Annotated in this window: 13 protein-coding genes; 5 read left to right on the forward strand and 8 right to left on the reverse strand. The window is 59.8% G+C overall.

Features of this window, described 5'->3' with window-relative positions:
- Nucleotides 1–33: 33 nt before the first annotated feature.
- Together HBO24_RS27930 and HBO24_RS27935 are read right to left on the reverse strand one after the other, a co-directional pair.
- Nucleotides 34–6522, reverse strand: coding sequence for an NEL-type E3 ubiquitin ligase domain-containing protein (locus HBO24_RS27930; RefSeq protein ID WP_170060756.1), 6489 nt, complete (start codon nucleotides 6520–6522; stop codon nucleotides 34–36).
- A gap of 62 nt (nucleotides 6523–6584) precedes the next feature.
- Complete coding sequence (locus HBO24_RS27935) at nucleotides 6585–7721, reverse strand: OpgC domain-containing protein (protein WP_115128918.1); 1137 nt, start codon at nucleotides 7719–7721, stop codon at nucleotides 6585–6587.
- A gap of 262 nt (nucleotides 7722–7983) precedes the next feature.
- Between HBO24_RS27935 and HBO24_RS27940 the strand changes: the two genes are divergently transcribed.
- Genes HBO24_RS27940 through HBO24_RS27950 form a run of 3 tightly spaced genes read left to right on the forward strand, consistent with a single transcriptional unit; the run spans nucleotide 7984 to nucleotide 10878 of the window.
- Nucleotides 7984–8358, forward strand: coding sequence for a GtrA family protein (locus HBO24_RS27940; RefSeq protein ID WP_057444425.1), 375 nt, complete (start codon nucleotides 7984–7986; stop codon nucleotides 8356–8358).
- Nucleotides 8355–9302 carry a glycosyltransferase family 2 protein gene (locus HBO24_RS27945; protein WP_170044102.1) on the forward strand — a complete coding sequence of 316 codons (948 nt, stop codon included), beginning with the start codon at nucleotides 8355–8357 and terminating at the stop codon, nucleotides 9300–9302. Before HBO24_RS27940 ends, HBO24_RS27945 begins: the two co-directional genes overlap by 4 nt.
- The gene (locus HBO24_RS27950; RefSeq protein WP_170060757.1) at nucleotides 9289–10878 is read left to right on the forward strand and encodes a glycosyltransferase family 39 protein; all 1590 of its coding nucleotides are present in this window, start codon (nucleotides 9289–9291) and stop codon (nucleotides 10876–10878) included. The genes HBO24_RS27945 and HBO24_RS27950 overlap by 14 nt, the downstream gene beginning before the upstream one ends.
- A 4-nt stretch (nucleotides 10879–10882) precedes the next feature.
- On the opposite strand, the gene HBO24_RS27955 is transcribed toward HBO24_RS27950, so the two are convergent.
- On the reverse strand, nucleotides 10883–11167 hold the full coding sequence (locus HBO24_RS27955; RefSeq protein WP_057438320.1) for a putative quinol monooxygenase: 285 nt from the start codon (nucleotides 11165–11167) through the stop codon (nucleotides 10883–10885).
- A 12-nt stretch (nucleotides 11168–11179) separates the two neighbouring features.
- Complete coding sequence (locus HBO24_RS27960; protein WP_057438323.1) at nucleotides 11180–12799, reverse strand: FMN-binding glutamate synthase family protein; 1620 nt, start codon at nucleotides 12797–12799, stop codon at nucleotides 11180–11182.
- A gap of 233 nt (nucleotides 12800–13032) precedes the next feature.
- Here HBO24_RS27960 and HBO24_RS27965 point away from each other — a divergent pair, with 233 nt between their 5' ends.
- Nucleotides 13033–13305, forward strand: coding sequence for a type B 50S ribosomal protein L31 (locus HBO24_RS27965; RefSeq protein WP_057958577.1), 273 nt, complete (start codon nucleotides 13033–13035; stop codon nucleotides 13303–13305).
- Nucleotides 13306–13317: 12 nt separating this feature from the next.
- Here the strand turns inward: HBO24_RS27965 and HBO24_RS27970 are convergent, their stop codons facing one another.
- The 4 genes from HBO24_RS27970 to HBO24_RS27985 form a co-directional block, all read right to left on the reverse strand.
- Entirely contained in the window at nucleotides 13318–14718 is a 1401-nt protein-coding gene (locus HBO24_RS27970) for an ATP-binding protein (RefSeq protein WP_057438327.1), read from the reverse strand.
- Nucleotides 14719–14720: 2 nt separating this feature from the next.
- Complete coding sequence (locus HBO24_RS27975; RefSeq protein WP_115128912.1) at nucleotides 14721–16526, reverse strand: DAHL domain-containing protein; 1806 nt, start codon at nucleotides 16524–16526, stop codon at nucleotides 14721–14723.
- Entirely contained in the window at nucleotides 16523–17464 is a 942-nt protein-coding gene (locus HBO24_RS27980) for a cytochrome c peroxidase (protein ID WP_170044124.1), read from the reverse strand. The genes HBO24_RS27975 and HBO24_RS27980 overlap by 4 nt, the downstream gene beginning before the upstream one ends.
- Nucleotides 17465–17527: 63 nt before the next feature.
- The gene (locus HBO24_RS27985) at nucleotides 17528–19402 is read right to left on the reverse strand and encodes a GGDEF and EAL domain-containing protein (RefSeq protein ID WP_170060758.1); all 1875 of its coding nucleotides are present in this window, start codon (nucleotides 19400–19402) and stop codon (nucleotides 17528–17530) included.
- A 252-nt stretch (nucleotides 19403–19654) separates the two neighbouring features.
- Between HBO24_RS27985 and HBO24_RS27990 the strand changes: the two genes are divergently transcribed.
- On the forward strand, nucleotides 19655–21001 hold the full coding sequence (locus HBO24_RS27990) for an HD domain-containing phosphohydrolase (protein ID WP_057438331.1): 1347 nt from the start codon (nucleotides 19655–19657) through the stop codon (nucleotides 20999–21001).
- Nucleotides 21002–21134 lie beyond the last annotated feature (133 nt).

Consider the following 21134-nt stretch of genomic DNA (forward strand, 5'->3'; position numbering starts at 1 on the left):
GCCTGTTTGCTTCACAGGCAGGCCAGTCGCGCTTCAGACGTGCATCAACGTCCGTTGCGTGCCCTCGGTCAACTGACGCACAAGGCGGTTCTGTTCGGCCGTTTCCTCGTCGAGCAGTTGCTGGTGGCGTGTCCAATACTCATCCGAGTCCTTGGTCGGAAACTCCTGATTCAGCGCGCCGACTTTGTAAGCGATGGTGCCCTTGACGGTGAAAAACGCTTCCGGCTCGCTGCTGGCCAGATACTCGATCCAGAAGTCGGTCATCAAGATTGCTTCCTGCAACGCCGGTGACTGGCCGAGTGCCCGCAGACTCCTGCGCGCTTCATTGACCACCTCGTCGGTGACGTAATCATCCACGGTGTACAGCAACGCCAGTGGATAAAACGGTAGGTTGAATTCACGGGCCAGTTTGTCCCGCAGGTAAACGGTGACCTCGGCGGGGTCGACTTCAAGCCCGGCCTGCTCGCGCTCAAGAATAAACCGGTCGCAAAAGTGATCCAGCTGGTTCAGGTAAAAGCAGCTCTTGGCCAGCTCCAGCAATGCCCTGTCGGCCAGGTAACTCCTTGGCTGCTGCTTGGCCTGATGGATCCGGTGATGCAGCTCCATGTTGGTAAATGCCAACAGGACGCTGTCGCCGCAATTGCCTGAGCCATAGGTATTGAGGCACACCGCGTTGCGCAGTTGCGTCGACTCGCCCATGGCGATCAGCAAGGTCCAGACCCGCTCGGTCAGGCGCGCCCTCGATGCCGTGTGGCGATAGGCGTGGGTCCGCTTCAGGTCACGCAGCACCCGGAACACATCATCGGCCCTGGCGGTTTCATTCGCTTTCAACTGTTCCCACAGCTCTCGGCGGGCGGGCACGTCTTGTGCCGCGACGCCTGTCAGCCAGGTGTCGAGGTCGTTTGCCGCTACGGGAGCATGGGCCGGTGTGCGAAGTTGCCCGCCCAGGCGGATGCCGGTATCCAGGCGGTATGTGTCGATGCGCGCCAGGGTCTCGGCGGACAACGGGTTTTCATGGAGCAGGGTGTTGCGATTGGCAGTTTGCAGCCATGGGTTGGTGAAAACCTCTTCAGGGATGGTGGTGATCCCGTTTGCCTGCAAGTGCAGTTCTGTCAGGCTTGGCAGGGCGCTGGCGCCGATGGGCCACTGAGTGATGCCTGTATTGGCCAGGTGCAAGGTATTCATCTGCAGCATCCGGCTGACATCCGGTACGAGGGTCAGGTCCGGATTATCGTTCAGATCGAGTTTCTGCAGGTTGACCATGCTTGCCAGGCGTTGCACAGACTCTTGGGTCAAGTGCAGGTCGTTGTCGTTCAGGTCAAGGTGGGTAAGTGTGGTCATGTCGGTGATCGCCTGGGGCAGTTCAGTCAGGCGACAATCAATGCGCAATGCCTTGAGCTGGGTGAACTTGCCAAGAAACTCCGACCCTGTCGCAGGGAACGCATTGCCGGAAATCCGCAGGTATTCAATGTGATTGAAGCCGGTGGTGCCTGTCAGGAATGACGCAGGAGGCAGGCCTTCGTCGTCCAGTTGCAACTCCAGCGAGGGCACGTTGAATAGCCCGGCGATGTAAAACGTAGCGTTTTCCTGACGCCATGCGCTGCGCAGTTGGTAGGCAATATGGCGTCGCCTTCCGCGGTTCATGCCCAGGGGATCGTTGAGCTCGTTGTCGGTCGGCAACGGGGTTTCACTCCAGCGCGACAGCTCCACATCCATGGCCTGATACTCCGCCTGGCGGCGTTCCAGCTCGAGCAGTTTTTCTGGGTCGCTCATGTTCAATAACTGCAGCAGTCGCCGTGCATCGTCATTGTTGAAATGGGGGTACAGCTCTTGGACCTTGGCCACCAGGTCCGGTGGCCGGGGGCCGCGAAAAGGCCAGATTCGTTGCCATAACGGATACACCAGGAACGAACGGTCAACACCCATCGCCGGTTGCATCCAGGGTTGCAGGTGTGGGATATCCAGCAGGCCCTTGATTTCAATACGGCGGGCGAAGGCCAGTTCGGCAAGCTGGTACTGCAGCTCGGCGATACCGCTTTGGGTGTCAACCTGAATCAAGCTCTGCTCGGCAGCAGACAAGGTACTGAGAATGACCCGCAGCAATCTGTTCGATGGCTGGCCCAGCGGTTCGCCCTGTTGGTCATAGGCCTGATAACCCCGGTTGGTCCTGGCGATCGTCTTGCGTGATGTCCCCACCAGATGCCCTGCCGTTTCCAGCAAGCGTCCCTGGTTGTCCCATTCGCGAATATCAATACGCAGGGTTTTCGGCCAGGCGGGCAGGAGTCGCAGCAGGTACAGGGTGATCCGGTCGCTGTCGGCATTGGCGCAGGCATCCACATACAGGCCTTCGTACGCACGGTTCAGGCGCAAGTCGTGGGCACTTGTGCGCGCCTGTTCCGCCAGGCGCAGGCTCAATTGGTTGTGCTTATGCAGTTGTCTGAGCTCCCGTGACGAGGCCTGGCCCAGGATCGCCTTGACCGTGCTGGTGGGCAGGTCCGGGTGCTTGGCCTTGAAACGCCGCTCTTGCTCGCTGCCGCCGGACTCGCTGCGTCGGTACAAAGACTTGAGGAGTTGCGCCCGCTCCCGTTCGGTGTATTCGACGATCCGGGTGACCAGTTGGACCAGACGCTGCTCGGTGGTCTTGGGGACCTGCCCCAGGAGGCCCTCGATAACGTCATCGTGGGGCACGATGGCCTCGAGCAGCCGGGCACTTTTGAACTGCGCATCGGTGACCGTCACCACCTGGTTGTCGGGCCGCTGGTGCTCGGGGTATTGGTGGGTGACGCGATTATCGCGGTCGACAATCTGCAACACGTGGGTGTCGGGCCATCCGGGTAGGCTGGAAATCACCAGCAATTGCAGGTCCGGACGGGCGAAAGGGTTGCTGGGCAGGGCATACATCGCCTCGATGAACCGGTTGATTTCCTGGTCGATGCGCAAGCGCTTGCACGTATCGGCCAGCAGCGGCGGCGATGCCCGATTGCCACGGTGTATCTGGCGCAATACATGGGGCGGGGTGTCGGTCAGGGCGAGAATGGACGTGGCCATATCCTTGGGGAATGCGTAGTGGTCGCTGCCGAGGCGATAGAGCAGGCTGTGGTCATCCCAGCTCATCGGGTTCTCGCTGGACAGGCGCCAGGCACCTTCACCGTTGTGCTCCAGGGTCGGGGTGTCGACGCCGACCTTTTGCGGGTGCATGAGCCGCCACTTGAATACCCGTCTGTCATAGATGATCCGATACCAGGAGCCAAACAGGGGCAGGTAATGGTCACCGCTGAGGGGAAGCAGGCCCAGGGCATCGAGCTGCAGTTTGTGTGGCAAGGACAGGGTGTGTTCGTACTGCGCCAGCGAACCGTTGGCCAGCCTGACAAAGCCTGAAGGGCCGCGCTGGTTGCTCATGTAGTCGCCCAGGGTAGCGCGCAGGCCCAGGGCATCGGTTTCGCTGCTCATGCTGAGTAGCTGCCGTTCATGGGGTTGCAGCACTGAGCCAATGGCCAGGTAGAAGCTGTCCACCGCCGGTGACACGGCAATCGTGCCGGCATTGCGCATGTCATAGGCCTCGTAGACGCCTTCGCCGAAGTGGCGCAGTTCCACGGTGAGGTCGTCGGGGCCGCTGGAGACATAAGGGCTGGCGATGGTGTCAGCGATCACTTCGGTGATGACGAATCTGCGTTTGAGACGTTGCTGTATCAAGGCGGAAGCGAACTCCCTGGCCCATTGATCGGCGTCGTTGTTGAACTGACGGGGGTGATACAGCGCGTCGATGGCAGCGTCGATGCGCAGGGCGGTGCGGTGAGTGTCCAACAGCTCATAAAAGGCCGTTGGCAAAAGCCCGCCACGCAGGTAGGCCTGTTGTTGGCTTGGGCTGAGTGGATGCTGTTCCAACAGCCGTTGGAGCAGTGCCGGTGACAATGGGCTGTTGAGGTCGCGCATTTTTTTCAGCAGCGGGGTGACGGCCACCAGGGGCTCTGCTGCCTTGACCGGCAAGAAACGCCGGACAGTGGGGGGCGGCAGTTGCTCGCTTTTTTCATAACTGGCGTAGTTCACCAGGGCCGCGAACAAGGCCGTGCGTTCGCGCCGTGCCAGGTCTACAACGGCACGGCGCACTGTCATGATCCGCTGGGCGGGCGTGGCATCGGCTTGCTCCGTCAGGCCCAGTTGCGAGGTGTCGGGCTGCAGGCTGATGACCAGGTCCAGCAGGGGTTCGGCGCGGTAGCGCGGCTGACCGCGATAACGTTCGGCCTGGTAACTGCCGTCTTCGTTGCGCACGATTGTCAGGGTCGTCAACCCAGGCACCCGCTGTTCAGTCTTGCCAAAGGTTTCGATCACTGAGCGTTGTGGGTCGCTGATGCTCAACAGGACTGCGGCGGGCCACTCGGGCAGTTGGGTCAGCAGGCACAGCACCACGCTATCGCCATAGGGGGGCAAATAACCGGCTTCGTGGAAGTGTTCGATAATCTGCTGGATCACCTGATCGGCCTGCAGGCGCCGCACGCCTTCGATCAGGTTCAGGGGGGGCGGTGCGCCGCGCCAGACATTTTCCAGGATGGCGCGGGAGGTGGCGGTGCTGCGCAGCATCCGTTCCAGGTCGACCGGGGAGATGATCGACGAACCATTGTGCAGCATCTGTTGCAGCAACTGCGTATCCGACAGGTCTCGGGTGTGGTGCAAGTCGAAGGTCCAGGCTTGCAGCTGCGGGGCAAACACAATCGCAGGCTTGTAGGCGCTGCGGCTGTTCTTGAGCACGTAGCGCTGATTGTGCTGGTCGTGGATTACCTCGGCCACCAGGGTCTGGCGCTCGTGCTGCAGTTTGACGTACTGCCTGCCTTGTACGGTGAACACGCACAGGGCATCGGCACTTTTACCTTCGAGCAGGTATTGCTGGTCATGGGCGTAGTGGCGGGCGTCGGGTTTCCACAATTCATCCACGCCGTCGGGGCGCGTGACCTTGCGCGGGTTACCCAGCTGTTGCAGGTAGTGGAGCATACGCTGGCGATGGGCTTTGCCGGCAACGCTGATCAAGCGCCCGCTGACGGCCAGATCGGCGACATCGGTCAGGGTCGAAGCGAAGCCGCTGGCGTCGCCCTTGATGGCTTCATCCAGGCCTGCGCTGACGCTGTAGGTCATGCTGCCGAGCACCGCCAGTTGCATGACCCGATTCATCCCCGTGACCCCACCGGGCAGGGGGGTGAGCAACAGTTGCAGGACTTCGTTGGCGATAGCGGCGGTGGCGTCCTTGAGCGCTTGCCAGTCGGCTTCGGAGCGGGTGTTGGCGAGGGTGTCGATATCGGCCTGGCAGCGCTGGATCTGGCGATAAGTCAGGGCTTGCAGCAGGGTTTCGGTGGGGCCGGTGGCAGGGTCGGTGGCGAAATGAATGTCGTTGAGCGTCTGTTCCGGGAAGGCTTTGTGAAAGCCGTCATACAGAAGCCCGGCCAGCCAGCTCATGCCCTCGGGGCGTGGTTCCTGGGTCAGCAACGGCCGGAACAACGACAGGCCTACCAGCGGTAATTGGCGGGAAAACCAGCCGAGGTCGCCTTGCTGGTGACTGTCGAGCAACTGCTGGCGAAAATCAGCCTCGGCCGAGCGCGCGTCGCGGTGGTAGCGGAACGCGCCGCCGGGGCGAAAGGGGAAATAGGACAGCACCGCGAGGCTGGCCACTCTGATCAGCAGCAACGGAACGGGAATCGCACTCTGCCAGGGCACAAAGGGCACGGCAATCACGGGGGTGACGCCGGAGGTCAGGCTCAGGCTCTCGACGGCCAGGGGCGGCCCGTTGCCCTCGATCAACGCCGTGAGGCTGTCGTATACCGCCTGGGTCATGCCGTTGTGGGCACGGTTGCGCCAGGCGTCCAGCGCATCGAACCGCAAGAGTGCCAGCGCCGCCTCGCTCATCAACCGGCGCAGCGTGCCGCTCTCGCCGAGTGTGGCCTTGATCTTTACTTGCAACTGGTGGCCCAGGTCCAGCTCGCGGGCGATGGTGATGAACGCCCGGGCGCTGAGGCTGCGATCGCCATCGGGGCCTACCACGCGGCTGGCGTCCACCAGGCTGTAGCCGGAGTCCTGGCGAATGGCGGAGGTAAAGCCGAAATTCACGCAGGCGGCTTCCCACAAGGTCATGCTCTTGACGTGTTCGATTTCGCGCAGATTGCTATCGGAGCGGCGGGGCACGCGGATGTGGCTGCCCGGCTGACGATCCCAGGGCAAGGCTTGCTCGACCTTTTCCAGGTAGGTGGTCTCGAAGCGGTATAACTGCGGGTCGCGTCCGCCGATCCGGTTGCGCAACTGCATCAGGCCGTCTGTCTTGAAGGCCCGGACCACTCGCTCTTTCTCGGTTTCAACCGCCGCCAGGGCTGCGAGAGCGTCGCGTTGCAGCTGCAGAAAGCGTTGTTTTTCCTGGGTGTCCAGGCCATCGAGGGCCTGGAGAACGTTGCGCTGGATCAGCTCCAGCGCCTGTTGTTGGGCCCAGGCGGTACTCGATTGCAGATTGCCAGACAGGCCGTTGAGTAATTGATGAGTCGGCATGTGCTCTACCTTTCACGATAAGTGGAAGGTAGATGGAATCAGCCCGCACCCAGGCTCGGGGGCTAACTATTTAAGGGGCGCTCATCACTGCGCCGGGCCTGGTCCAGTTGCTTGTTGAACTCCAGCCATGCCGCCAGCCCAGCCATCAACGCCAGGCCCAGCAGTGCACTGAATATCTGCATAGGCCAGGCGTCGTCGACCTGGGCGTTGAGCATATCCGCCAGCGGCGCCAGTAAGACCCCCAGGCAGAACACTTCCAGGGAATAGCGACCCATGCGGCAGCTTTGTTGCGCCAGCCAGTTTTGTGTCCAGGCGCGGCCGGGCAGCAGCTTGGCGGTGACATAGGCCAGGGCGAGGAAGTGCAGCAGGCGCACCGGCGACAGATCGGTCTTGCTGATCGGGTACAGCAGGTTACTCAAGGCGGCGGGCATCAGCTCATCGTGGATCTCGGGCCAGCGCCAGGACACGGTAATCACGCCGGCCAGCAGTGTGTAGGTGGCGGCGGCAAGAAACAGCGGTTGTCGCTGCAACGGCCGGGTCTCAGGTGCATGGGGCTGCCCGGCGCGGATTGCCGCCGCGCCGCCGAGCACGAACAACAACTGCCAGGTCACCGGGTTGAAGTACCACACGCCATCGGCAATCGCCGCCAGGTTCCAGCCCAACTTGGGCGCCAGCAGGTACACCACCAGCGACACCGCCACCACCGCCAGGGGCGCGCGCACCAGTACCGGCAGCACCAGCGGCAAACCGAGCAGCAACACGATGTACAGCGGCAGCGGGTCCATCAGGTTGGGCTTGAAGCGCAGCAGCAATTCATCGGTCAGGGCTTGCTGCGGGTTGGTGATGAAGTGCGTGAGGCCCATTTCCTGGACCAGGTCGCGGGTCTCTACCTTGCTGTTGGCGAAGAAGACGATGCCCATCAGCATCGCCAGCAAGAAAATATGCACCACATACAACACCCAGGTACGGCGCAGGATTTTCAGGCTGACCATCCAAAAACCTTCGCGCTGCAACACTTTGCTGTAGGCCAGTATCGAGGCGTAGCCAGCGAGGAACACGAAGACTTCGGCGGCATCGCTGAAGCCGAAGTTACGCAGGGTGATCTGACCAAGGGGGTTGTGAGGCACGTGATCCCAAAAAATGAAAATCAACGCCAGGCCTCGAAAAAAGTCGATGCGCGGGTCGCGTCCGTTAAGCATGGCTGCGGGCTCTTGAACAGTGGGTTAAATAGTGACCCGTGAGTATCGGCAATGGTCCTGCCGCGCATCGGGCGGGCGCAGGTTGGCGGTATTTGTAAGCAATTGCAAAGGATGGGTATTACTGAATGTCTCAATTTCGGGATGGGATTATACCGTCGGTCGTCTAACCGTCCCCACCTGTTATTTCTGACAGTAGACGAGGTTTTTTCGGCATGGCTTGCTTGCCCATCGACGGCGATGGGCAACGAGGCGCGATGGTGGCATGGGCAGACTATGGATGGGGTTCTCCACCTACACGGTGATCGGCATCGCCAATACGGTGATCCACTGGCAGCTGTTTTTCGTGCTCCGGGCCGCCTTTGATCTGAGCCAGGCCTTCAGCAATTTCCTGGCCTTTTGCGTGGCGGCGACCTTTTCGTTTTTTGTGAATGCCACTTTCACCTTTGGTATGGCGGCTTCGGTGGGCCGCTACCTGCTGTTCATCTTCTGCCTGGGCAGTTTGAGCCTGGCGGTGGGGTGGCTGGCGGATCGCTGGCGCTTGCCCGGGCTGGTCACCGTGGTGGTGTTTTCCCTGGTCAGCCTGGTGTGCGGTTTCCTGCTATCGAAGTACTGGGTGTTCCGCAGGTCCGCCCCATGAGGCTCTCGCTGATCGTGCCGTTGTTCAATGAGGAGCAGGCGACACACCTGTTTTACCGGGCCGTACGCCAGGAACCGTCGTTGCAGGATCACGAAGTCGAGATCGTGTTTATCAATGACGGCAGCACCGACCGCACGGCTGATATCGCCAGGGATATCGCGTTGGCCGATAGCGATGTGGTGTTGATCAACTTTTCCCGCAATTTTGGCAAGGAACCGGCACTGTTTGCCGGCCTGGAGTACGCCAGCGGTGAGGCGGTGGTGCCCATGGACGTCGACTTGCAAGACCCGATTGAAGTGGTCGCGCGCCTGATCGAGAAATGGAAGGAGGGCGCGGATGTAGTCTTGGCCAAGCGTCGTGATCGCTCCAGCGATGGCTACCTCAAACGTCACAGTGCCTCGATGTTCTATCACCTGCTCAATCGCATCGCCTACACCCATATCGAAGAAAACGTCGGCGACTTCCGCCTGATGGACCGCAAGGTGGTGGACGTGATCAAGGCGTTGCCGGAGCAGCAATTGTTCATGAAGGGCGTACTGTCCTGGGCCGGGTTCACCGTGGCGATCGTCGAATATGATCGGGTTTGCCGGGTGGTCGGCCACAGCAAGTTCAATGCCTGGAAACTGTGGAACCTGGCGCTGGAGGGCATCACTTCGTTCAGCACCTTGCCCTTGCGGTTATGGAGTTACATCGGTGCCGGTATTTCGTTATTGGCGCTGGGGTACGCGGGGTATCTAATCATCGCCAAATTACTGTTTGGCAATGAGGTGCCGGGGTATCCGTCGCTGATGACGGCGATTCTGTTTTTAGGCGGTGTGCAACTGATCGGGATCGGCATATTGGGGGAGTATGTGGGGCGGATCTATATGGAAGCCAAGCATAGGCCGCGGTATGTAGTCGCCAATGTAGTGAAGAACCAGGGGACGCCAGATGAGTCAATTTGATGGGGTGGCTATGGGCGGTGTTGATAACTCGAAGCGAACAAAAATTGATATTTCCCTGGCTCTTATAGCGTTCTATTTTTTTGTGTTGTTGGTTTCAGTGGGGGTGCGGTTTGCCGAGTTGACTGAAACAGGTATATGGCTTGATGAGGCTTTCAGCCTGCTGCTGAGTATGAAGCCGCCTTCTGAAATTCTGTTTCATACGGCCCGTGATGTTCATCCGCCACTGTACTATCTGATGTTACATGAGTGGATCAAGGTGTTCGGTAATGGCGCTTTTGCCGCCCGCAGTCTGAGTGTGTTTTTTGGGGTTGTTTCGGTGGCGCTGGGGATCTGGTTGTCGCACCTGTTGCTCCCTCGACGTGCGGCAATGCTGGCAAGCATATTATTGGCGATCTTTCCGGCGGCCGTTCGCTACAGCCAGGAAGTTCGTATGTACTCGTTCCTGGGGGCTTTGATGCTGGGCGCGACGATTGCATTTATCTACTGGCTTGACCGTCCGCAGAGTAAAGTTCCGCTCACCCTGTACATCCTGCTGATGGTGGCAGGGCTTTATACGCACTATTTTGCGGCTTTATGCCTATTGTCCCATTGGGCCTATATTTCGCTTCTGGCAACGTCTCGACAGATAAAATATAAGTATCTGTGGAGTCGTAGTTGGTGGCTGGCCAATGGTTTGATTGTGATTTGTTTTTTACCCTGGTTGCCCAGCCTGCTAAATCAATTGACGTATTCGAGGTTGGACTGGATCGCCAAGCCGGGTATTAAGGAATTGGTCGAACTGACTTGGTTTTTTCTGAATTTCAGTGAAGGTCAGCAGGTGCCTGTCTGGGGGTTTTATGGCCTGGCCTTGGTGGTGTGGATCGCGTCCGTATTTATTTGTCTGTGGGATGCAAGTGATCGAAAAAATAATGCACTTCTTGTTGTGTATGTATGGTGCCCGATAGCGGCGATCATGCTGGTGTCATTGTTTTGGCCGCTGCTGTATCCACGTTATTTTTTATTTGCCGGGCTGGCGTTGCCTCTCGTCATTGCAATGGCGCTGGAGGGCGTGTCGACACGAAGTAAGTCGGCGTTCGTCATCGGTTTTTCAGCGGTTATTCTGCTTGAGTTGAATGGTTTGTGGCATGTGTATAACAAGACGTGTACGTGGTGTTATGAAAACAATCAGCTGGGCGCGCTGGCCGATTATGTTGACCACACTTCGCAGCCGGGAGACGGGGTGTTGGTGCTGGAGCCTTTCATGCACTTGTCCATGATCTATTACCTCAAGAGCGAACGCCCTGCGATGCAGTACACACCAATAAACGCGGATGGCACATCGGGGCGTCCCAACGGGTATCAAATTTCCACACTGATTCAAGACAAGGCCGATCAGATCTATGTCGATGACCTGGAATCGCTCACAACAGCCTCAGGCCGACTTTGGCTGATTGATGCCCAGGACCGTGGCACCCTCACGCGAAAGCTTCCTGCCCATTGGCAGTTGCTTGGCACCTATAGGGTAGGTAAGGAAAAAGCCCAGCTTATGGCTATTTGCCCGTTGGCGAGTGGCTGCCAGAAACCGCCTCTTCAATGAGGGATTAAAACCCATCCATCAACAACACCCGGCAAGGCTTGGCCTGATACGCGTTGATCTGCGGCACCAGCCGGGTGAAGTGTTCGGTCTGGCAGTGGGCATCCAGCGCGGCCTGGTCGGGCCATTGCTCGATAAACACAAAGTGCCCCGGGTCTTTCTGGTCGACGAACAAGTCGTAGGCGATGCACAGCGGTTCCTGGCGGGTTTTTTCCACCAGTTCGGCGTACCAGGGGCGCACGGTTTCCAGGTGTTCGGGTTTGATAAAGTCTTCGGCGATCACTTTCAACACAACATTTGTCCTTTAAGCCGCTTCTACTTCATGGGGCTCGAAACTGTCGGCCCGCGCCATTTGCCACATCCGCGAATAAAACTCGCCGTTCACTTCACCGGTCAGCAGTTCCCCTGGCTTGAGGAACACATGCAACTGCGAGAACAGCTTGATCTCGGTGGCCGACATGCGCCGTACCAGGTGTTTGGCCGACAACTGCGAAGGGTGATCCAGGCCGGCCGCCGCGAGCATTTCCGCGAGGGCCTTGAGGGTGTTGCGGTGGAAGTTGAACACGCGCTGGGCCTTGTCCGGTACCACCAGTGCGCGCTGGCGCAACGGGTCCTGGGTGGCCACGCCGGTTGGGCATTTGTTGGTGTGGCAGCTCTGCGACTGGATGCAGCCGATGGCGAACATAAAGCCCCGGGCCGAGTTGGCCCAGTCGGCGCCGATGGCCAGGACGCTGGCGATATCGAAGGCGCTGACGATCTTGCCGCTGGCGCCCAGTTTGATTTTGTCCCGCAGGTTCAGGCCCACCAGGGTGTTGTGCACAAACAACAGACCTTCACGCAGGGGCACGCCGATATGGTCGGTGAACTCCACGGGGGCGGCGCCGGTGCCGCCTTCCTTGCCGTCGACCACGATAAAGTCCGGCAGGATCCCGGTCTCCAGCATGGCCTTGGCGATGCCCATGAACTCCCACGGGTGGCCCAGGCAGAATTTGAAGCCCACGGGTTTGCCGCCGGACAATTCACGCAACTGGGCAATAAAGTGCATCAGCTCAATCGGCGTGGAGAAGGCACTGTGGCGTGACGGCGAGATGCAGTCTTCGCCCATCATGATGCCACGGGTCTCGGCGATTTCCTTCGTCACCTTGTGCTTGGGCAGAATCCCGCCATGGCCGGGCTTGGCGCCCTGGCTCATCTTGATTTCGATCATCCGTACCTGCGGGTTTTGCGCCTGCACGGCAAAGCGTTCGGGGTCGAAACGGCCGTCGCTGGTGCGGCAGCCGAAGTAGCCGCTGCCCAGCTCCCAGGTCAGGTCGCCGCCGTTTTCCCGGTGGTAGGCGCTGATGCTGCCTTCGCCGGTGTCGTGGGCGAAGTTGCCGAGCTTGGCGCCCTGGTTGAGGGCGCGGATGGCGTTGGCGCTCAACGAGCCAAAGCTCATGGCCGAGATATTGAACACCGACGCCGAGTACGGCTGGGTGCACTGCGGGCCGCCGACCACCACGCGAAAGGCGCTGGGGTCGCTCAACGGGGCCGGGCGCATGGAGTGGCCGATAAATTCGAAACCGGACTGGTACACGTCGATCAGGGTGCCGAAGGGTTTGTCGGCGCTTTCATTCTTGGCCCGCGAATACACCAGCGAACGCTGGGCCCGGGAGAAGGGCAGGGCGTCGCTGTCAGACTCCAGCAGGTACTGGCGGATTTCCGGGCGAATGCCTTCCACCAGGTAGCGGATATTGCCCAGGATCGGGTAGTTGCGGCGCACCGCGTGGGGGCTTTGCAGCAGGTCGAACACGCCGATCAGGCTGAGCACGCCGGTCACCAGGGTCATCGGCCAGAGCCATTCGTGTTGGATAAAGGGGAGGCTGGCGAGGGTGAAAATGACACACACGGCAAAGAATGCATAACGGCTAAGCAACGACAGGCTCATACGGTTTCCTTGGGTTCGGACGCTCTATGACCTGTAGGAGCCTGCTCCTACAAGGTTCTATTCTTTATGCGGGTTCACGGTTCAACACGGGGCCCAGCTTACGGTCGAGTTCCTTGCCGGGGCAACCGCAGAGAACCCAAGCCTCTCTTGGTATTGCAATACGTTCTCGTTTAGGTGCATTATTTACGTTACTGTATAACGTATTAATCCTGCCCAGATGCCCCGGAGGCCCTATGAAAGCTGGTATTCACCCCGACTACCGCACCGTGCTGTTCCACGATACTGCCGCCGATGTGTTTTTCCTGATCGGCTCCACGGTCGACACGGATCGCACCCACCAACACACCGATGGCAACACTTACCCTTACATGGCCCTCGACGTGTCCAGCGCGTCCCACCCGATCTACACCGGGCAGCAGCGCAAGACTCAGGTCGAAGGGCGGATTGCCGGGTTCAACAAGCGGTTTGCCTCGTTTGGCTCCAGCCCCAAGCCCGCTGAAGCCTGAACAGCAGAGGCGTCACGCCGCTGTCTGCCGGATCGGTAGCACCACCCGAAAGGTGGTGCCCCTGCCGACTTCACTGCTCACCGAGATATCCCCGTGGTGTTTCTTGACGATGCCATAGGACAGCGACAGCCCCAGGCCCGTGCCTTCGCCCACCGGCTTGGTGGTGAAAAACGGGTCGAAGATTTTCTGCAGGCTATGGGGCGCAATCCCGCAGCCGTTATCCGCCACCTCCAGCCACACCCGATCGCCCTCGACCCCATTGCTGAGGGTGATCGTGCCGCGTTCCGGGCCCATGGCCTGGGCTGCGTTGATCACCAGGTTCATCACCACCTGGTTGATTTGTGAGGCCAGGCATTCAATCTCGGGCAGGGGCTGGTAGTGCTTGATCACGTCCGCCTTGTGCTTGAGTTCACTGGCCACGATGTTCAGGGTCGAGTCGATCCCTTGCTGCAGGTTCGCCCATTGCCATTGCTCGTCGTTATCGACCCGGGAGAAGTTCTTCAGGTCTTTGACGATCTGCGTCACACGGCCGATGCCGTCCTTGGATTCGCGGATCAGGATCGGGATGTCCTCCTTGAGGAAGTCCAGGTCCAACTCGTTGCGCAAGGCGCTCAGTTGTTCAAGGCAGTCACCGGGCGCCAAGGCCGCCTCAGCCTGTTGATAGGCGTCGAGCATGCGCTGCAATTGCTTGAAGTCACTCTCCAGCGTGCCAAGGTTGGAGGTGACGAAGCCCACGGGGTTATTGATTTCGTGCGCCACCCCGGCAGCCATCTGCCCCAGGGAGGCCAGTTTCTCCGATTGGATCAACTGGCTTTGTAGCTGCTTGCGTTCGTCGATTTCCTGCTGCAAGGCCTGGCTGGCGAGGGTCAGTGCCTCGGTGCGTTGTTCTACCAACTGCTCCAGGTGCCCGGTCTTCAGGCGAGCACGACGGGCCATGTCCCATTTGGCCGCCAGGGTATTGGCCATCTGTTGGACTTCGATATTGTCGAAGGGCTTTTTCAGGATCAGCAGCCGGTCGTGGGCCTTGAGACGCGACAGCAACTCTTCCCAGGAGTAATCCGAGTAGGCGGTACACACCACCACTTGCAGGTCCGGGTCGACCTTCCAGAGTTCTTCCATGGTCTGTGCGCCGTCCCAGCCCTGGGGCATGCGCATGTCGACAAAGGCCAGGGCGTAGGGGCGTGCTTGTTGCATGGCGGTACACAGTAGTTGCAGGCCCTCCTGGCCGCCATAGGCCGAGTCAAGTTCAAACGGTGGGGCCTGGGGTTTGGCGGCCTCGCCAAACAGTGCGCTTTCCATTTCGTCCAGTGCCGCGTTCTGTTCCATAGGCGGCATGAGGATCTTGCGAAAGTCTTCGTGGATCGACGGGGTGTCGTCAATCAGCAGGATGCGCCGGTTCGGGGGTTGATTCATGGTCAGGTCTCGGCACGCTCAAGAGGGATTTGCAGGGTAAACACGGCCCCCAGGCCGGGCCCATCGCTGTGTGCGGTCAGGTGACCATTCATTTCGATGGCGGCCAGGGCACAGCTGTGCAGGCCGAAGCCGTGGCCTTCCTTGCGGGTGGTAAAACCATGGGTAAAGATCCGCGTCATGTTCTCTGCGGGGATGCCTTCGCCTTCGTCCTTGACGCTGATCTGCAGGGTGTCGCCCTCCACGGCCTGGACCGTCAGGGTTATCTGGCGTGGCCGGTCGCTGAGGTTGGACATGGCGTACTTGGCGTTGCTGATCAGGTTCACCAGAATCAACAGCAACCGGTGTTTGTCGGCCATGACCTCGGGGACCGGCTGATAGTCCTTGACCACGGTGACATGGTGGCGACTCAAGGCCCCGGAATTCATGCGCAGCGCGTCTTCGACCAGGGCGCTGATATGGACCGGTTCCAGCAGCTTGGAGGCGCCAGCATAGGACTGCTGGGTGGAGACGATATCCTTGATGTGGTCGACGCTCTTGGTCAACTGCACCAGTTCATCGGCCATGCCTTGCTGCTCGATGGCAATCGCGTCCACCAGTTGATTGAGGTATCCCGGCAACATTTTGCCCTTGTCATCCTCCGTCAGGAAGGTGCCCAGGTCATGGGGATGCTCGTTGATCAACTGCATGGCCTTGCCCAGCCCCAGGGCCTTGCTGGCCCGCAGCTTACGGGTGACCAGGTCGGCGGACACATTCACGCTGTTGAGCACGTTGCCGACGTTGTGCAGCACATTCGTGGCGATTTCCGCCATGCCGGCCTGGCGGGCGCTGTCGAGCAGCTCGCTCTGGGCGTCCTTGAGTTCCCGGGTGCGTTCCTCGACCCGTTGTTCGAGGCTTTCGTTGGCGGCCTGCAGGGCGCGGTTGACCCGGTTGATCTCGGCGAAGCTGCGTAACAGGCGAACAGCCAGGTACACCAGTACCAGCATCAATAACGTCGAAAACACCAGCAGGTAACGGTGGTACTTCTGCTCGGTCAGTTCGGCGACCCGTTGATCCTGGTCGAGTTGGTTGGTCATGACGTCCAAGTGCTCGGACAGCGGGATTGCGGCGATGCGCTCAAGCAAACTGTTGACCACCGGTTGCTCACGCAGAATCAGGGCAATGTGCTTGCTGAGAAGCTCGATAGGGCTCTGGAAATCCCCAGGCAGGTGTTCTTTGTTGATCGCCAGTTTGTTCAACCCGACAAGAATCTCTGCGGCCTTGTCATTATTGGCAACCAGCGCGAACTCAAGACTGCTGAGCAACAAGTCGTAGGTGTCGCTGGTAACGTCTTGCAACTGCAGGCGGCTGTTGTCGTCCAGCAGTCCGAACTGCGCCTGGATATCGTCCTCGGCGGTCGGCAGGAAGGCCAGGGAGTTGCGCAGCAAGGCGTTATGGGATTTGAACTGGTCCACCAGCCGCGCTTTTTCCTCGACCGCCGCTCGATAGTTGTTCTGTTCCCATTGCCATTTGGTTGGATCGGCATGCTGGTGCAGGTGCTCGCGCGCCTCCAGCTCGGCCCAGAGGCTGTTCATCTCGTTGAGGGGCGCGACCAGCGGGTCGTAGTTGTGGGTCAGGGCGATCCGCGCCTTGAGCACCTCGCTGTCCCATTGCGCGTTCAATTGCTTGATATGGCGGATCAGGTCCCGGGACGGGGTGTAGTTGCTGCTCTGGTCGGTGGAAGACTTGATGTACAAAAAAACCAGGATTGAGGCCAGCACTAAAGTGACGAAGCCGAGCAGGGCCAGGCTGGCGCGGCGAGTCAGCTTCATAGCGGCTTGCCCTCCCACTCGCCGGTCAGTGTCTTGAGGAACAGCGCAATCCGGGCCTTGTCATCCGCCGACGGCGTGCGTCCCAACTGGTACTTGAACATCACGTCGATCGCCTCGTCCAGGGTCTTGGCCGAGGCGTCGTGAAAGTACGGGGCGGTGACGGCGACGTTACGCAGGCTGGGCACTTTGAACACATGGCGGTCTTCCTCATCCAGGGTGACCAGGTAGCGCCCCAGGTCCGCGTCCACCGGGTTGCCGCGGTCCTTGAAGTAGTCACCCAGCACGCCGAACTTCTGGTACATGTTGCCCCCGATGTTGACCCCTTGATGACAGGCAATACAACCGTACTCCTTGAAGCGCAGGTAGCCCTGTTTTTCGTCATAGCTGAGGATGTCGGTGTTGCCCAGCAGGTACTGGTCGAAGCGTGAATTGGGCGCGAGCAGGGTGCGTTCGTACGTGGCCAGGGCATTCTGCACGTTGGCGGCCGTGACGCCATCGGGGTACGCCTGGGTGAATGCGCGTTGATACTCAGGCGCAGCGGACAGCGTCGCGACCACGGTTGGCCAGGTGTTACCCATTTCCACGGGGCTGGTCACCACTTGTTCGATCTGTGCCTCCAGGGTGTCTGCCCGGGCGTTCCAAAACTGTTTGAAGTTCAGGCTGGCGTTGAACACCGTGGGCGTGTTGAGGGCCACGGGCTTGCCGTCGAAGCCCAGGGAGAAGGGTTTGTCATCCGCGCCGCCTTTGTCCAGGCGATGGCAACTGGCGCACGACAGGGTGTTATTGATCGAAAGACGCGTTTCATTGAACAGCCGACGCCCCAACTCGACACGGGCGGCATCCAGCACCGGCGTTCCAGGCAGCGGTTTGAGCGCCTCATCGAGTGGCGCTGCGAGTGCCGTTGAGCCGCCCAGCCATACGCCGAATACCAGGCTTATGACCCATACCGACGGGTAACGCGGTGATGTATTGCTCAACTTCAATTCCTTGTGAGCAGAGAATCATTGATCCGGCATCAGATGATGTGGGCCGGTTTGCAGCAGCCGGGCAAAATCCTCGGCCGCCACGGCTTTGCTGAACAGATAGCCCTGGCCCTCCTCGCAGTGTCGGGCCTTGAGGAACTCCAGTTGTTCGACGGTCTCCACGCCCTCGGCAATGATATTGAGGTCCAGGCTCTTGCCCAGGCTGATAATGGCACTGATCAATTGCATGTCCTGGGTGTTCTCGCCCAGGCCACGAACAAACGACTGATCGATTTTTAGCACATCGACGGGAAAGCGCCGCAGGTAACTGAGGCTGGAGTAGCCGGTGCCGAAGTCATCAATGGCCAGCCGCACCCCCATTTTTTTGATCTCGTGCAGGATGGCAATAGTGTCCTCGACGTTTTGCATCAATACACTTTCGGTAATCTCCAGCTCCAGCAGGGCGGGCGCCAACCCTGTCTGCTCGAGTATGGTCGCAAGGTTGCTGACAAAGTCGCGCTGACGGAAGTCGATAGCCGAGATGTTCACCGAGACACAAATGGGCGCCAAGCCCTGGGCTTGCCAGCGTTGCGCCTGTTCGCAAGCCTGGCGCAAGACCCACTGGCTCAAGGGCACGATCAGGCCGCTGTCTTCGGCCATCGGGATGAAGTCCGATGGGTAGACCCAGCCATGAGCCGGTTGAAACCAGCGAATCAACGCTTCGGCGCCGACAATCCGCCCACTCTTCAAGTCCAGCTTCGGCTGATAGTGCAAGACGAACTCATCGCGCTCCAGGGCCAGGCGGATAGCGGCCTCCAGGGTCTGCTGCTGGCGCGCGATGAGGTTCATGTCTTCGATAAAAAAGCTGAAGTTGTCCGGCCCCTGTTCCTTGACGTTACGCATGGCGGTTTCCGCCTTCTTGATCAGCTCCACGGCGTTGAAACTGTCATTGGGGTAAATGCTGATGCCAAGGCTGGCAGTGACACGCAGGTCATGGCCCGCCACATGGCGGGTGCGGCCCAGAGCCTTGAGGACCTTCTCGGCAATGCTTTTGGTTTGCTGGGGGTGATGAATGTCGTTGAGGATCATCACGAACTCGTCGGCGCCATAGCGGAACACCGAGTCGGATTTGCGGACCGTTGCCGCCAGGTCCTCGCCGACCTGTTGCAACACTTGATCGCCCACGGGGTGGCCCAGGGCGTTGTTGATACGCTTGAAGCGGTCCAGGCCAATAAACATCACGGCCAGTTGAGTATCGTGGCGCCGGCCCAGGGCAATGGCCTGCGTCAGTCGGTCGCCGAGCAACGTGCTGTTGGGCAGGCCGGTGAGGGCATCGTATTGCAGCAGGTGCGAGACCTTGAGCAGTTCCTGGACCCGTTCTTCGACCGTGCGCTCCAGGTTCGACACCTTGAGCAGCGCATCCTGTGCCAACTGCCATTTCCAGGTCAGGGCACTGGCCATCTGACGGATTTCCAGATGGTCGAAGGGTTTTTTCAGGATCAGCAACTGATCGCTGAACTTCAGGCGCGCTTCAATCGCTTCGAAGGAGTAGTCGGAATAGGCGGTACACAGGGCGATTTGCAGGTTGGAGTCGATGTTCCACAGCTGCTCGATGGTCTCCAGGCCATCCCACCCCGGCGGCATGCGCATGTCGATGAACGCCAGGGCGTATGGCGCGCCATCAGCCAGCGCCTGGCTCACCAACGCCAGGGCTTCCTGGCCCTGGTAGGCGGAGTCCAGGGTGTAGCGCTGGTGAACCGCGGGTGCCGTACCGAACAGGCTTTGCTCGATACTTTCCAGCGTCTGGTCAGCGATGGCCTCGGCACAGAGGATTTTGCGGAAGTCCTGATGGATAGAGGCCGTATCGTCAACGATCAGAATGCGTCGGTTTGCATGTTTAGGGCGCTGGCTCATGACCCGGACCCATCGGCATGCAACAACATGGAGGGGTGCATAAGGATTCCTTTCCGCAACGGGTGAGAGGAGTGAGTCAATTGCTGACTCTATGTACAAGCGTAGTCGGCTCCCTTGAATTAGTCGGCCAGTTGGCGTCAAATCAACGGCAGCTCACCCTTTGACGTAGAGCGCTGATTGCCTGGGCAAGCACCGCGCAGTCACCGGCAGGTGCAAGGGTTAAATCTAGTTCAAGTTTGAGTAGGTGTCGCCATGGATGAGCAACTCGCTACAACTTCTCCCTACAGGCCCACGGTTTTGCTGGTCGATGATGAAGAGTCGATCCTCAACAGCCTGCGCCGCCTGCTGCGCGGTCAGCCTTATGACGTCTTGCTGGCCGGCAGCGGTGCCCAGGCGCTGGAAATCATGGCGGCCCAACCCGTGGACCTGGTCATGACCGACGCCCGGATGCCGGCCATGGACGGGGCGACGTTGCTGGCCGAAACCCATCGCCTGTACCCGGCGACGTCGCGCATCCTGCTGACGGGCTACGCCGACCTGACGATGATCATCAAGGCCATCAACGAGGGGCAGATCCACCGCTATATCAGCAAGCCGTGGAACGATGATGAACTGCTCCTGATCCTGCGCCAGTCCCTGGAGCATCAGTTTTCCGATCGCGAAAGGCTGCGCCTGGAGCAACTGACCCGCGAACAGAACGATCAACTCAAGGCGCTCAATGCCACCCTGGAAAAGCGCGTCCTCTCGCGCACCAGCGAGCTGCAACAGACCGCCGACATGCTTGACCTGGCCTACGATGAGCTCAAACGCAGCTACGTGACCGGCACCGAAGTCTTTTCCCTGCTGGCCAACCTGCGCCTGCCCAAGGAAAAGCAGACCAACCGCCCACTGATCGAGCTGATCCGGGTGTACTGCCGAGCCCAGTCGATGGATGAGTCCAGTGTGCGCGACCTGACCATGGCTGCGGCGCTGTACAACGTCGGCAAGTTGAGCTGGACCGACAGGATGATGATCGCTCCCGCCGACCTGTTGCACAGCACCGACCGCGAGCTGTATCGCACCTACCCGACCCAAAGCGAATCGCTGCTGATGACCCTGGAGCCGATGAAGGATGCGGCGCGCATCATCCGCCATCACCAGGAACGCTGGGACGGCAGTGGTTTCCCCGACCACCTCAAGGGCGATGGGATTCCGTTTGGCTCGCGTTTGCTGAAGTTGGCGGTGGACTTTATCGAATTGCAGCGCGGCTTGATTCTGGAGCGGCAGATGAACAGCGACGAAGCGCTGCTGTACATCCGCAAATACGCCGGGCGCCTGTATGACCCGGATATGGTGGAAGACTTCGTCCAGGCCTGTGCGGCCTTCCTCAGCGACGTGACCCTGGGCGACCCGACGGTCAAGGTGCTTGGCACGCGGGAATTGGCCGAAGGCATGATCCTGGCGCGCAATCTCAATGCCGACAACGGCATGCTGCTGCTCAACGCCGGCAAGGTGCTGAACCTGCCGCTGGTGGACAAGCTGATCGCCTTTGAAGCCATGGAAGGCGCCAAGTACAGCGTGTTCATCAAGGAGCCTGACGAACCGCTCCCCGCTCAATAAAAAATCACACAACCTGTGGCAAGGGGGCGACCAGCCTTGTTGTGGCGAGCGGGCTTGCCCGCGTTGGGCTGCGAAGCAGCCCTAATCAGGCCACCGTGTTTTCTCAGTTGGAGCTCGGTGGGTGGTCTGGGGC

Origin of the sequence: Pseudomonas sp. WS 5410 (assembly GCF_012985645.1) — a bacterium.
Taxonomy (GTDB): domain Bacteria; phylum Pseudomonadota; class Gammaproteobacteria; order Pseudomonadales; family Pseudomonadaceae; genus Aquipseudomonas; species Aquipseudomonas shahriarae.